Here is a 13329-nt window from a genome sequence, read left to right on the forward strand (position 1 = left end):
GCTGCGTCAGGCAGCCCAAATGCTCGGCGAAAATCGCAAGTCCTGGAGCGAGTTCGCCCGCTTCTACACGCCTCCCCAAACAAAAAAGCCGACGGCACTCACGCCATCGGCTGGATCAGTCGACTCACACACTGGCGTGCGCAAGCTTCCGACTGCTTTCTATTCTTTTGGATGAATCATTTGCTCAGGACGCACTACCGCGTCGAATTGCTCCTCTGTCAAAAGGTTGCTCTTGATCGCTGCTTCCTTGAGCGTAATGCCTTCCTTGTGCGCCAGTTTCGCTACCGCTGCCGCATTTTCATAGCCGATATGCGGGTTGAGCGCCGTTACCAGCATCAGCGAGTTGTTCAGGTTCTCCTTGATAACAGCAAGGTTCGGCTCAATGCCTACCGCGCAATGGTCGTTGAACGACTTGATCGAGTCTGCAAGCAGACGTGCGGATTGCAGGAAATTGTAGATGATAACCGGCTTGAACACGTTCAGCTCGAAGTTGCCTTGACTAGCGGCAAAACCGATAGCGGCATCGTTGCCCATGACTTGGCAAGCTACCATCGTGATCGCTTCGCTTTGCGTCGGGTTCACTTTTCCTGGCATGATGGAGCTGCCCGGCTCATTGGCAGGGATCACGATTTCACCGATGCCGCAGCGCGGGCCGCTCGCCAGCCATCTGACGTCATTGGCGATCTTCATCAAGTCGGCTGCCAGTGCCTTCAACGCGCCATGTACATGCACCAGCTCATCGTGGCTGGTCAGCGCGTGGAATTTATTTTCCGCCGTGACAAACTTTTTGTTGGTCGCTTCACTGATTTCCGCAGCGACCATCTCACCGAAGCGCGGATGTGCGTTGATGCCTGTTCCAACCGCGGTACCGCCAATCGCCAGTTCGCGCAAATACTCGTTGCTTTCCTTGATCATTTTCTCCGTTTTTTCCAGCATGCGCACCCAGCCGCTGATTTCCTGACCGAGTGTCAGCGGGGTAGCATCCTGCAAGTGAGTCCGGCCGATTTTGATGATGTCTATGTATGCTTCGCTCTTTTCTTTCAGCGTCTGTTTCAGCAGGGCGAGTGCAGGCAAAACTTGATCCTCGACTGCGACCAGTCCAGCCATGTGCATGGCAGTCGGGAACGTATCGTTGGAGCTTTGCGATTTGTTCACATCGTCGTTGGCGTGAATGCGCGCGCTGCTGCCTTTTGCCTCCAGCAGTTGGTTGGCGCGGTGCGCGATGACTTCGTTGACGTTCATGTTGGACTGGGTGCCGCTTCCCGTTTGCCAGACAACCAATGGGAAATGCTCGTTCCATTTTCCTGCGATGACTTCGTCTGCTGCTGCCACGATCGCTTCGGCCTTTTCCGCATCCAGCTTGCCCAGCTTTTGGTTAGCCAAAGCTGCGCTTCTTTTCAGAATGGCAAACATGCGGACAACTTCCAGCGGCATTTTTTCTTCACCGATCTCGAAGTTTTGGAAGCTGCGCTGCGTTTGCGCCCCCCACAGCTTGTCGGCAGGCACTTTCATTTCACCCAACGTGTCTTTTTCAATACGAAATTCCATCTCGCATCCTCCTCTATGAATGATTGCCTCTTTTATCATGTCCACTTCTTCCCTTTTGGAATAAAGGCAGACGTATTCAATTAAAATGATAATGATTTTCATTCTTGTTATCAAGAGGAGAAGTGTATATAAAAAACCGCAGCGCCTCTTGTGTGGCAAACTGCGGTTCTTGTCCAAGTGCTTATCTGCTTTCTACCTCGACGGACATGACGTGATCCACAGCTTTCAGCAAGCTGTAAATATCAGTCGTATATGTATTCTCCGAAGCGGTAATCATCATCTCCAGCTTTTGCAGTCCGTTCTCCAGGTCCTTGACCTTGACCCGCTTCACCTGCAGGTCGATGTGCTTGATCTGCTTGAAAATGCCATCCAGATCGCCGCCGCTCTCGACCACGATCTTGATCGACAAATCTCGTTGCCGCAAAGATTCGGGTCCGACCCATTTGAGGATGAGCGGAAACAGGTTGATCGCCAAAATGATCAGGACTGTCGCGGTCACAGCCTCAAAGTAAAAGCCTGCTCCCACCGCAATACCCAGCCCGGAAGCCGCCCAGACCATGGAAGCTGTCGTCAGCCCGGAAATCACATCGTTGCTTCTGCGCAAAATGACGCCGGCGCCGAGAAAACCGACCCCGCTGACAATTTGTGCAGCAAGTCGCAACGGGTCCATATTGGTGTGCCCAGGCAAGGAGAACCGATGGACAGACTCAATCGAAACAATCGTAATCAAGCAGCTCGCCACCGATATGACCATGCTTGTCTTCACGCCAAGCGGCTTGTGCTTCAACTGTCTGTCCATCCCGATCAGCAAGCCCAGAAACATCGCAATCCCCAGCTTCATCAAAAAATCATAAGCCATTCGTTTCTCCTCCCCTCTCGTTTAATGTCAGCTTTTCTTCCATCACTCTATTAGAAAGTATATACGCTCTCCCTGAAAAATAGGAGAGAAATTTTTCATCTGCTGCTCCTATTGTAATCCGGCCCCTCTGTCTTCATGCAAAAAGCGGAAAACCCCCTCGCCAGGGATTTTCCGCTTCGCTTTTGCTTTATGAATGACTGCGAATCATGCGTTTTTGTAACGACAGCAGACGTCCAAAAAGGAAGATGGCTCCGGCAGCCAATCCCGTGATCAGACCAATCCAGTAGCCAAATGCGGCAAGCGAAGTGAACTTCGCCAGGATATATCCCAAAGGCAAGCCAATCACCCAGTAGGATACCAGCGCTACGATAAAGGGAACGGTCACATCCTTGTACCCGCGCAGCACCCCTTGGATCGGGGCAGCGACAGCATCAGAGATCAGGAAAAGGATCGAGTACATCAAGAAATGCTGGGCAAGCTCCAACACCTCTATGTCCGTCGTGTAGAAACCGGCTACTTGCTTGCTAAACATCAGCAAGCTGACCCCAAACATCAGGGCGATGCCAAGCGCAATCCCTATGCCCAAATAACTGTACTGCTTCGCGTCCTGAAACCTTTTGGCTCCGACCTCAAAGCCGACGACGATCGTCAACGCCATGGATATGCTCAGTGGCACCATGTACAGGAATGACGCGAAGTTCATCGCTGCCTGATGCGCCGCAATCGTAATCGTGCTGTATTCACTCATGAACAATGTGACGGCAGCAAAAATGCTGACCTCGCAGAAGATGGAAAATCCGATGGGCAGCCCGAGCTTCAGCAGCTCTTTCCATGCCTTCATGGAGATGCGATAAAATGTAGAGAACATGCCAAATTCGACAAAAGGGTGGACGCGATTCACGACGACCAGACTAATGAGCAGGATACACCAATACGTAATGGCAGAAGCGTACCCGGCACCGATTCCCCCCAGTCGAGGCAAGCCAAAATGACCAAAAATAAATGCGTAGTTCAATAACACGTTAATGGGTAAAGATAGCAAGGTAATGAACATCGTTACCCGTGTCTGTCCCAATGCGTCGATAAAGCAACGGAGTACAGTATAGAGGAACATCGGAATAATTCCGAGGCCAATTGCATGCAGGAAGCCACGCGCAATCGTGCTTACCTCCGGCTCCAGTTGCATCCAGTTCAGGATCGGATCAAGCAGCAAACCGCCGACGATCATGACACCAACTGCAATCGCTACACTCAAATACAAGGCTTGCATCACGGTATAAGGCACCTGATCTCGTTTCCCTGCCCCAACCATCTGTGCAACCATTGGCATGACTGCCATCAAAATCCCGGTCAAGCCTGCTTGAACAGGTGTCCACAGACTCGCCCCAATCGCTACACCCGCCAAATCTGTCGGACTCGCATGCCCTGACATAATCGTATCGGCGAACGTCATGGAAAACAGCGCCAGTTGCGATATCAAGATAGGAAGCAATACAGTCAAAAACTGTCGCCATTTTTCTTTTAGCGAATAGGTTTCATTCATTTTTTCGTTTCCTTCTAACCTTATAAGATGGGAAAACAATCATGCACCGATGTAACAGAGAACTGTTTATCTCTTAAATTATAAGTATAACAAAACAAGCAGGAATCGGCAAAATAATGGCAGTACATAAAAAACAAAGCCCAGGCTGTTCACCCGGGCTTTGCAACATTATTCAGCGAGATCCCATACAGCGGATTTTCCTGGCTCTTCGCCTTTTGTCCACCATTTTGCCTTGTAAACCTGGTCTTCGTAGCTCACTTTTGTCCCGCCCTCATAGGCTTTGCCTGCATCCCATGACAGTACGGCATCGCTTACCAGCTTCCATGCATCGGAACGATCCGGCCGCTCGCCTGTGACCCACCATTTCGCCACGTATTCCAATCCGTTGTAGATGACACGATCACCCTGTACATAGACAGCAGAGGAATCCCACGCAGCAATTTCACCCGGTACTTCCGGACTCTTCTTCTTCGTACTGACGGCAAATGGTGCGCTCGCTTCGGAAACATTTCCTGCCGCATCCACGGCTTTGATCGTATACGTATACGACGTTCCCGGGGTTAATTGTTTATCGACAAAGGAGGGCTGGTCAACTGTCCCTACTTGTGTGCCATCACGGTAAACCTTATATTTCACGACTCCAACATTGTCCCGGGAAGGGCTCCACATCAGATCAATCACCGTCTCTGTCTGGTGATGAGACATGATACCTGTTGGTGCGGTCGGTGCTTCCGTATCCACGATATCTTCCGCTTTTGTGCGAACAGTCAGTGCCTTGCTTGGCTTGGACTCTTTTCCACTGTTATCCACTGCCACGACGGTGTAGGTGTAAGCGGTAGCAGGCGTCAAGCCTTTGTCCGTGTATGCCGTTTCCTTGGTGGATGCGATTTTTTGTCCATCGCGATACACATCGTACTGCTTGATTCCATTAGAGGCTACAGAATTGCTCCAGCTAAGCTCAATGCTTGTAGCTGTCTGCGATACGGAAGTCACATTGCCCGGAACAGTTGGCTGTTGCTCGCCACCCGTTCCATCGTTAATCAGATTCACGTCAATCGCCTGATAAAACGCCATGCCTGTATCGGCAATCTCCCAAACACCCAAAATAATGTGGTAGCCGCTGCGATCTGTCGGTACATTGCACGAATGCGTTACCGTGAATGGCGGCCTTTTCCCTCCGTCCTGGAACGAGCAGAACAGCTCCAGATCCGCTCTGGCAAGCGGCTTGTCAGGATTCCAGTCTTTTTTCGTGATGTAATATTTCCACTCCGCCGTGCTATGCGGGGCTGTCAGCTTCCAAGTAAATGTATTTTGTCCACCCTGCAAGGTAACCTTGCTCCAACGATCTGCTGTTTGTGCGTAAAGCTCAGGATAGCGGCCTGCACCAGTAAATTCACCATCGGCAGGACCGGATTGCGGGAACGAGCCGATGCCCTCCACGCTTTGCGGTTCGTACTGGATTTGACCGCAGCCTTTGTTTTGCCCTGTCTTGCACAAGTAAGAGCGACTCGCTGGCGATTCGATGTACCCGTGAGCCGAAGCTTTTTCAGCAAACACGAGAGTAGCTGCGCCCGCCACCAGCATCATTGCCAGCATGAACAGAAGCGCCAGCCCTTTCCTGCACAGATTGTTTCTCAACCCTACGTTATCCATGTATTATCTCCTCTTTTCTGGATTAGGATCGAATACCATGTTACAGAAAATTTTTCCAGTAGCACAGGTTCTGAATACCCAATCCAAACTAATTCCAGCAAGAAAATATGGAGATGATTCAGGAGTGTGTTCCTATGTACTTCATTTTGTTTATCTACATGTTAGGAATATTTGATCATTCTCAAGGAAAACGTTAGGGGATTCTCTGTGTACGAAAATATTTACTTTTACTGAAAATGGCCTGTGAGCGTGCTAATTGCTATTAAAAACAAGCTACTCGCTGAAGTTTAATCTCCTCAGCAAGTAGCTTGTTCGGCACTTGAGCAGTGTTATTTACTTTTACATCAACAGCAACGGCACTACCTTCCCGGCGTTTACATCAATCAACCCCAGATCGGTCAGCTTCAAAGCCGGACTCACTGGCAACGAATGCGTGCTGATCGACATGATCGGGTTGTAATGGTCGTAGCCAAGCGATTCCATCGCGCGGCGAAGCTGCTCGACTTCTTTTGCTGTCTTTTCCAGCGGTTCCTCGGTCAAAATGCCGCCGACCGGCAAGTTCAGGTTCGCCAGCACCTTGCCGTCCTCCACCACACAGAAGCCGCCCTGATTACGGATGACTTCATTCGCAGCCACCATCATGTCGTGCGGATTGTGACCAACGACGAGCAAATTGTGGTTATCGTGCGAGTAGCTGGTTGCGATCGCCCCGCGCTTGATCGTGTCGCCGCTGATCAATCCGTAGCCGCGGTTGCCGTTTTTGCCGTAGCGTTCAAACACCGCAATCAGTCCGTACGGGCTTTCCTCCCAGCATACTTGCCCTTCCCGCACCTCGACGATCCCGCGATGATCCTCTGTAAAAGTGGAGCCGTTTTGTACGAGCATCACCCGGCACGGATAGCGATTGTCTGGTGCAGTAGAAGCTACCTGGAAGTCGCTTTCCGAAAGCGGGGCAAGCTTGATGCTTTCGTAAAAATGCGCTGGGAACTGCTTCGTATGCACGACCTGGCGGTACTCTTCGCGAACGTCGTACGCTTTCTTGCCGTTTTTGTAGACCTGCTCGATGTTCAGTTCGCGCAAATCGGATACGAGCACAAAATCGGCGATCTTGCCCGGAGCAATGGCTCCGCGATCCGTCATATTCATGCGTCTTGCCGGGGTGAACGTGCTGGCGTAGATAGCTCGCTCAGGCTGCATCCCCATGCTGATCGCCTTTTTCACAAGATGGTTCAGGTGGCCGCGCTTGAACAACGAGTCGGTCATGACGTCGTCCGTCACAAAACAAAAATGCTCGGAAACATCTTCCTTGATCAAATAGTCCATGACTTCTTCTGTCATCGATTTTTCCTGGATCTCCAAAAACATGCCCGCTGCTATGCGCGCTTCCATGCCTTCCGGCGTCTGATGCGTATGGTCGGAGTCCACCCCTGCGTAAATGACGCGATGCAGGTCCAGATCGAGCAGCTTGGGCACATGTCCCTCAATCACCAGAGTCGGGTACATTTTGCGAATGTGCTGCAAAATTTGGTTGGTCTTGCAGTTCTCATCGCGGATGATATCGACATAGTTCATGATCTCGCCCATGCAAATGATCTCGCAGGAAGCAAGCAGCTCATCCATATCGGCAATTTCCACGGAACCTCCCGTTGTTTCCATCGAAGTTGCCGGCACGGAGCTGGGGATCGCGTATTTCATGTCGACTACGCAATCTTTGCTTACGCGAATCATCTCTTTGATTCCTTCGATCCCGAACACATTCGCCATCTCGTGCGGCTCCGGCACAATCGTCGTCACGCCGTTTTGGATCAAGCCGTAGGAAAATGTCTCGGGCGTCACCATTGTGCTCTCGATGTGCAAATGAATGTCAATCAGGCCGGGGATCATGTAGCGGCCTTGACCATCTATCGTCTCGCCCGCTTCAAACGTTTCGCTGTTGCGCTCGCCCACGTAGAGAAAACGCCCGTCCAACACAGCGACATTGCCTTTGCGAAACGTTTTGAAGTAGCTGTTAAACACTTGAACATTTTGGATCAATAAATCAACCTTCACGAAAAGCCCTCCTGTCTTTAGTCCACGAGCACCATTTTGTCTTTCGGGAACAGCAGATTGACCTTTTGGCCGCTCCGATAAGGGGTCTCCATCTCCTGGTTGACGGTAAAATCGCCCAGCTCTGTTTCCACGACATACTGATAACTGCGCCCCAAAAACGTGCTGACTTTGACACTGCCATGCAGACGATTCATCCCCGCCTGATCAGCCTCTTCGGTTGTCACCAGCAGATCGTCCGGACGCATGGCGCATTTTTTGCTCATTGGGCTGGCTGTTCCTGGGTTTTTGGCCGCAACAAACTCGTGTCCGCCCACACGCAGTCCGATCTCTCCGTTTGTTTCGGAGCGCTCGGCGAAGTCGATAAAGTTGGTAAAGCCGATGAAGCGAGCAATAAACTCGGTTTTTGGATATTTGAAAATCGTAGCCGGATCGTCCAGTTGCTCGATAATGCCTTTGTTCATGATCGCTACCTGATCCGAGATGGAAAAGCATTCTTCCTGGTCATGCGAGACGTATACCGTCGTGATGCCCAGTTCTTGTTGAATGCGGCGGATTTCTACCCGCATGTTGATCCGCAAATTCGCATCGAGGTTGCTAAGCGGTTCGTCGAACAAAAGCAGGTCAGGCGAAATGACCAGCGCACGGGCAATCGCCACACGCTGTCTTTGCCCGCCGGACAGCTCCTTGGGGAAACGCTTTTCAAAGCCGCCAAGGCTGACTACCTCCAAAATCCGCAAGACGCGCTGCTTGACCTCGGCTTCATTCACCTTGCGCAGCCTGAGTCCAAACGCCACGTTATCGAACACAGACAAGTGCGGAAACAACGCGTAGCTTTGGAACACAAAGCCGAAGTTGCGCTTGTTGACCGGCACGCGCGTGTAATCTTTGCCATCGAACAAGAAGCGGCCGTCCTTCGCTTCGAGAAAGCCCGCGATCAGGCGAAGCGTCGTTGTTTTCCCGCAGCCGCTCGGCCCCAGCAGGGAGATAAGCTGCCCCTTTTCGATGTTCAGGTTGAAGTTTTGCAAAATGTACTGATTGTCATAGGCAACCGATACGTTTTCCAATGCGAGCAATGCCATATGTTTGATGCCTCCGTTATCGTTTTGTAAAGTAGGAAAGCCCCATCAATCGTTCAATGACGAACATGAGAATAGCCGTAATCATCATGAGCACAACCGAGATCGCCGCGATCGTCGGGTCGAAGTTGTTCTCGACGTAAGTCAGCATCTGGATCGGCAAAGTGCTTACTCCCGGCCCGGTCATGAACACGGAAATGTCCACGTTGTTGAACGACTCCAGAAAAGCAATCAAAATCGCCGCAATAATCCCGGAGCGAATGTTAGGCAAAACGACTTTGAAAAATGTCTCCAGCCGCCCCGCGCCAAGACTGAGCGCCGCTTCTTCAATGGCAAAATCGAAATTGGACAGGCTGGACGCGATGACGCGAATAATGAAAGGAAGCATCAGCACCGTATGGCCGACAAGGAGTCCGGCGTAAATCGGCAGATGGTAGACGACGATGACGTACTTCAGCATGGCAAAACCCATGACAATGCCCGGAATCAACACAGGCGAGATGAAGATGCCGTTCAACAGCCCTTTGCTGCGAAACTGGAAGCGGCTCAGCGCATAGGCCGCCGGAATCCCCAGCAAAAGCGCCAGCAGATTGCCCAGCAAGGACACGATCATCGACGTCTGGAACGTCGTCATGAACATCTCCACGTTGAAGATGTTTTCATACCAGCGAAGGGAGAAGCCTTCCGGCGGAAATTTCAGGACGCTTCCCGGTTCAAACGATGTAAAGGATATGATGATGAGCGGCCCCAGCAAAAACAGAAACACAAGAAGGGTAAACAGGGCCAACCCGCGATTTTTCTCCTGCATAGCTTCTACCCCTTAGGATTTAGTTTCGTCGCCAGCTTGTTCATGAAGAAAATGACGACAAATGTGATGACGATCATGATCGTGGCAATGACCGAAGCCATGTACCAGTCGTTCAAAGTAATCGCGTTCTGGTAAAGGAACGTCGAGATGACGCGTTGCTTCCCGCCGAGCAGCGCAGGAGTCGTGTAAGCAGTCAAGCTGCCGACAAATACGAGAATGCTTCCGATAATCAGACCCGGCACACTGAGTGGGACAATTACTTGACGGAATGCCGTAAATTTGGAAGCACCCAGGCTTTCAGCCGCTTTGATCAAATCGGGATCGATGTTTTCCATCACGCCGACAAGCGTAATGATGATCAGCGGCAAGAACAAATGAATCAGACCAATCATCATGGCGGTCGGGGTATACAAGATTTCCAGCGGCTTATCGATCAGCCCGATCGACAGAAGCGAGCTGTTCAGCAAGCCTTTTTTGCCGAGAATGATCATCCAGGAGAACGAGCGTACAACCGAGCTGGTCAGCAGCGGGAAGATGGCCAGCGCCAGCAAAATCCCTTTTTTGCGCGGTCCCAGCTTGGAAATGTAGTACGCGGCAGGGAATCCGAGCACAATGCAGGCAATCGTCGTCACCAGACTGACTTGCAGCGTGGTCAGCAAAATTTTCACGAAATACTTGTCCGTCAAAAACTGCATGTAGCCTTGCAGCGTAAAGCTTCCTTCATGGAAAAACGTCGACGCAATCGTCATTGCAATCGGAATGACCATGAACAGCGTCAAAAACAGCACACCAGGCAGTAGCAATAAATAAAGGCCCTTTTTTCTCATCAAATTAACTCCTGTTCACGGTATCGTCAGGCTTTCAATGCGCCGATAAAACGCGCAAAGAACGCATCTGCATCTACGTCCAGACAGACGTTCATGTTGGGTTCTTTTTTCAGGCGGTTTTGAAAGTCGCAAACCGTCTGCCCGTCGCAAAGCTCGCTTTTCGTTTCGATGTCCACGTACAGCTTTTTCGTCTGCACCAGCGAACGGTCGAGCGCGACCGCGACCGCCAACGGATCATGCATGGCGCATGCGCGAATGCCGTTTCGTTCAAAGTAGCGATCCAAATAATCGGACGTGCTTTGCTTCACATATCGGCCGATGGGCGTATCTCCCAACGCTGCGATATGCTCTTCGTTCAGCAGGACTCTGCGTGTTACATCCAGTCCAACCAATGTCAATTGCGGAAACCCGGCATGAAAGACGACTTTCGCTGCTTCCGGATCGACGTACATGTTGTACTCCGCCACCGGGGTCACATTTCCGTATTCAGTCACCACTCCGCCCATGAAAATGACTTCCTTGACGTGCTGCACAAGCTCAGGGCACTTTTTCACAGCGAGAGCCAGATTGGTCAGCGGCCCGGTCATCACGAGAGTCACCTGGCCGGACTGAGCCAGCACCTGCTCGCAAATGAAGTCGGGTGCAAAGCCAACTGCTGGCTGCGTATGCACCTGTACATCCCGCAACGCTCCGCCAAGTCCATCCTCGCCATGGATGCGATGCTCGAAAAACTGCGGACGCAATAGCGGCTGGGAAGCTCCGCGGACGACCGGGATTTTGTCGCCTGCTTGCAGCAAATCGAGGATTTTGCATGTATTTTCTGTAGCCTTGCCAAGAGATACATTGCCGTTCACGGTAGTAATGCCGATCAATTCACATTGACCGCTCTTGATAGCCAAAATAATTCCCAGCGCGTCATCAATTCCGGTATCGACATCAAGAATGATTTTTTGCTCCACGAGTGGTCCTCCTCTGTTTGAAAAAAACAAGGGTATATCCGCGCCGACGTCTATACCCTTGTCCTGTTTGGTTGCTCGTTATTGTGTAATTTCGCGATTCCAGCGATCGATCCACGCTTTGGAATGCTCATTGACGAATTTCATGTCCAGCTTGCGCAGTTTGTTGACGGTTGCTTCCCCATAAGTAACGCCTTTTGCTTCCTCATCTGTCAGCTTGACGGAGGTGTTAACAGGAGAATCCACTTTTGCTTTCGCTGATTTTTCCTGCACTTCTTTGCTCAGCTGGTAGTTGATGAAGTCTTCTGCCAGCTGCTTGTTTTTGCTGCCTTTTACGATGTTGACGGTGTTCATGACAGCGTATCCTCCGCTTTCCGGAGCGACGAATACCGCTTCTGGCACAGCTGCCTGGATATCCTTGAAGTACATTTCCATGATCGGCCCAACTGCAATTTCTTCCTGGCTAAACATGTTCACATACTCGGAAGTTTTGTCGTAATACTTCACAACGCCTTTGTTAGCTTCTTTCATTTTGGCAAACGCCTGATCTTCGTTGAACTCCTTGCTGCCTGCGACTACAGAGGCACTGTCGAGGATCATCGGGCCTGTCGTCGATGTGATGTTTGGCAGCGTCAGCTTGCCCGCCAACTCTGGATTCCACAGGTCTTTCCAGTCCTTGACCTCAGTTTTGACCAGCTTAGGATTGTAAGCAATCCCGAATTGTCCGATCGTGTACGCCGGACCATACTCCTCGCCGAGCGGCGCTTTGGCGATATCGTAAATCTCGTTCAAGTTCGGAATACGGCTGCGATCGATTTTTTCGAAGGCGCCGCTGTCGATCCCTTGTTGCGCGTAGTAATCGGACAAGTAAATCAAGTCTACGTCAGAGCTTCCTTGACGCACTTTGTTCAGACGCTCGGCGTTGTTGCCGATTTCCAGCACGATTTTGACGTTGTGTTCTTTTTCAAACGGCTCGTAAATTTCTTTGCGGAAAAAGTCTTCCGAGAAGCCCCACGTGGAAATAACCAGTTTTTGCGGCTCGCCTTTTAGCGCTTCGCCAGTTGCTCCCTCCTGCGGTTTGTCGCTTGCGCCACAGCCTGCGAGTACCAAAGACAGCATGGAAGCAGAAAGGATTCCTGTCAGCATTTTTTTCATTGTATGATTCCTCCAGTTCAGCTTGTAACTTGCAAATAATGAATGATTGCATTGCAGTTCATAGATAGAATGAGGCGTTAACAAGCGATATTATTCATCAACCACATCCTTAAAAAGCGAATGAGAAGCGCAAAAAACAAAAAGAAAAGCACCCTTGAATAGAACGATACATTCTAAACAAGAGCACTTTTCTTCGTAAACAAAGAGAAGCGACACCCGTTTCACACCATTTTCACGGTCTTCCCTTGAGATAGATCAAAAGAGAAAATCCGAACGAATGGCTCAGGTATTTAATTTTCCGAGTCACTTACAATTACATTCGTGATCGCCCACTGCGTAGGCGCGTCGTAGTCTCTAAGCACAGCTTCCAGCTTCAGGCCCATCTCTTCCTCCAGCCGTTCTCTCAGCTTCCTCTTATAAAGAAGAGACATGCGAAAATCGACTTCCAGCTTCAGAGTCGGGGCTTCGCCTTCCAGCGCATCTGAGCGCGGAGAGCGGCGATGCTTGGCGTGGAAAGTAATCAACTGATTCTCAATCGTCACTCTCAGCAAAGTCGTTCCAAATCCGAACAACTCTTTTGCTATCTCATTATAAATGGCAGACAGCTGCTTTCTCGTTTCATTCGTGTCTACTAAACTCATGACATCACCCGCGAGAGCTGTTATCTGATTTGTTGTTTCCCATTATACATATGATTTCAGGCTAGAGCAAGCTAATATTCGTATTTAGATCATTTTTACATTTTTCAGTCATATATTCGTTCGGTCTTTGCTGCTGTCTTGCCGCTTCACAGCTTCTTCCATCCAGCAATGTTCACCGAATGTTTGGTGGAAAAGCCTCATATATTCATGTACA

At 50.5% G+C, this 13329-nt stretch carries 11 protein-coding genes; all 11 read right to left on the reverse strand.

The window, feature by feature from the left end; translation table 11 throughout:
* Window positions 1-159: 159 nt before the first annotated feature.
* Window positions 160-1548 (reverse strand): class II fumarate hydratase, encoded by a 1389-nt coding sequence (gene fumC / locus NST23_RS27215; RefSeq protein WP_122962438.1) that lies wholly within the window; start codon window positions 1546-1548, stop codon window positions 160-162.
* Window positions 1549-1729: 181 nt separating this feature from the next.
* Entirely contained in the window at window positions 1730-2407 is a 678-nt protein-coding gene (locus NST23_RS27220) for an MgtC/SapB family protein (RefSeq protein ID WP_063228806.1), read from the reverse strand.
* 187 nt (window positions 2408-2594) lie between these two features.
* Window positions 2595-3950 carry an MATE family efflux transporter gene (locus NST23_RS27225; protein WP_122962437.1) on the reverse strand — a complete coding sequence of 452 codons (1356 nt, stop codon included), beginning with the start codon at window positions 3948-3950 and terminating at the stop codon, window positions 2595-2597.
* Between the two features lie 168 nt (window positions 3951-4118).
* On the reverse strand, window positions 4119-5603 hold the full coding sequence (locus NST23_RS27230; protein ID WP_340965000.1) for a lytic polysaccharide monooxygenase: 1485 nt from the start codon (window positions 5601-5603) through the stop codon (window positions 4119-4121).
* A 339-nt stretch (window positions 5604-5942) separates the two neighbouring features.
* Window positions 5943-7652 (reverse strand): adenine deaminase, encoded by a 1710-nt coding sequence (locus NST23_RS27235; RefSeq protein WP_122962434.1) that lies wholly within the window; start codon window positions 7650-7652, stop codon window positions 5943-5945.
* A 17-nt stretch (window positions 7653-7669) separates the two neighbouring features.
* On the reverse strand, window positions 7670-8731 hold the full coding sequence (locus tag NST23_RS27240; protein WP_122962433.1) for an ABC transporter ATP-binding protein: 1062 nt from the start codon (window positions 8729-8731) through the stop codon (window positions 7670-7672).
* A 16-nt stretch (window positions 8732-8747) separates the two neighbouring features.
* Window positions 8748-9536 carry an ABC transporter permease gene (locus NST23_RS27245; protein ID WP_173597293.1) on the reverse strand — a complete coding sequence of 263 codons (789 nt, stop codon included), beginning with the start codon at window positions 9534-9536 and terminating at the stop codon, window positions 8748-8750.
* A gap of 5 nt (window positions 9537-9541) precedes the next feature.
* Entirely contained in the window at window positions 9542-10363 is an 822-nt protein-coding gene (locus NST23_RS27250; RefSeq protein ID WP_122962432.1) for an ABC transporter permease, read from the reverse strand.
* 26 nt (window positions 10364-10389) lie between these two features.
* Window positions 10390-11322 (reverse strand): nucleoside hydrolase, encoded by a 933-nt coding sequence (locus NST23_RS27255; protein WP_122962431.1) that lies wholly within the window; start codon window positions 11320-11322, stop codon window positions 10390-10392.
* 78 nt (window positions 11323-11400) lie between these two features.
* Window positions 11401-12474 carry an ABC transporter substrate-binding protein gene (locus NST23_RS27260; RefSeq protein ID WP_340965003.1) on the reverse strand — a complete coding sequence of 358 codons (1074 nt, stop codon included), beginning with the start codon at window positions 12472-12474 and terminating at the stop codon, window positions 11401-11403.
* Between the two features lie 290 nt (window positions 12475-12764).
* The gene (locus tag NST23_RS27265; protein WP_063228797.1) at window positions 12765-13115 is read right to left on the reverse strand and encodes a hypothetical protein; all 351 of its coding nucleotides are present in this window, start codon (window positions 13113-13115) and stop codon (window positions 12765-12767) included.
* Window positions 13116-13329: the final 214 nt, after the last annotated feature.

This window comes from Brevibacillus sp. FSL K6-0770, assembly GCF_038000275.1.
Classification (GTDB): Bacteria; Bacillota; Bacilli; order Brevibacillales; family Brevibacillaceae; genus Brevibacillus; species Brevibacillus parabrevis.

Bases quoted from the DNA above. Each gene is read 5' to 3' on its own strand.
- fumC (WP_122962438.1), bottom strand. From the start codon at position 1,548: ATGGAATTTCGTATTGAAAAAGACACGTTGGGTGAAATGAAAGTGCCT.
- NST23_RS27220 (WP_063228806.1), bottom strand. From the start codon at position 2,407: ATGGCTTATGATTTTTTGATGAAGCTGGGGATTGCGATGTTTCTGGGC.
- NST23_RS27225 (WP_122962437.1), bottom strand. From the start codon at position 3,950: ATGAATGAAACCTATTCGCTAAAAGAAAAATGGCGACAGTTTTTGACT.
- NST23_RS27230 (WP_340965000.1), bottom strand. From the start codon at position 5,603: ATGGATAACGTAGGGTTGAGAAACAATCTGTGCAGGAAAGGGCTGGCG.
- NST23_RS27240 (WP_122962433.1), bottom strand. From the start codon at position 8,731: ATGGCATTGCTCGCATTGGAAAACGTATCGGTTGCCTATGACAATCAG.
- NST23_RS27245 (WP_173597293.1), bottom strand. From the start codon at position 9,536: ATGCAGGAGAAAAATCGCGGGTTGGCCCTGTTTACCCTTCTTGTGTTT.
- NST23_RS27250 (WP_122962432.1), bottom strand. From the start codon at position 10,363: ATGAGAAAAAAGGGCCTTTATTTATTGCTACTGCCTGGTGTGCTGTTT.
- NST23_RS27260 (WP_340965003.1), bottom strand. From the start codon at position 12,474: ATGAAAAAAATGCTGACAGGAATCCTTTCTGCTTCCATGCTGTCTTTG.
- NST23_RS27265 (WP_063228797.1), bottom strand. From the start codon at position 13,115: ATGAGTTTAGTAGACACGAATGAAACGAGAAAGCAGCTGTCTGCCATT.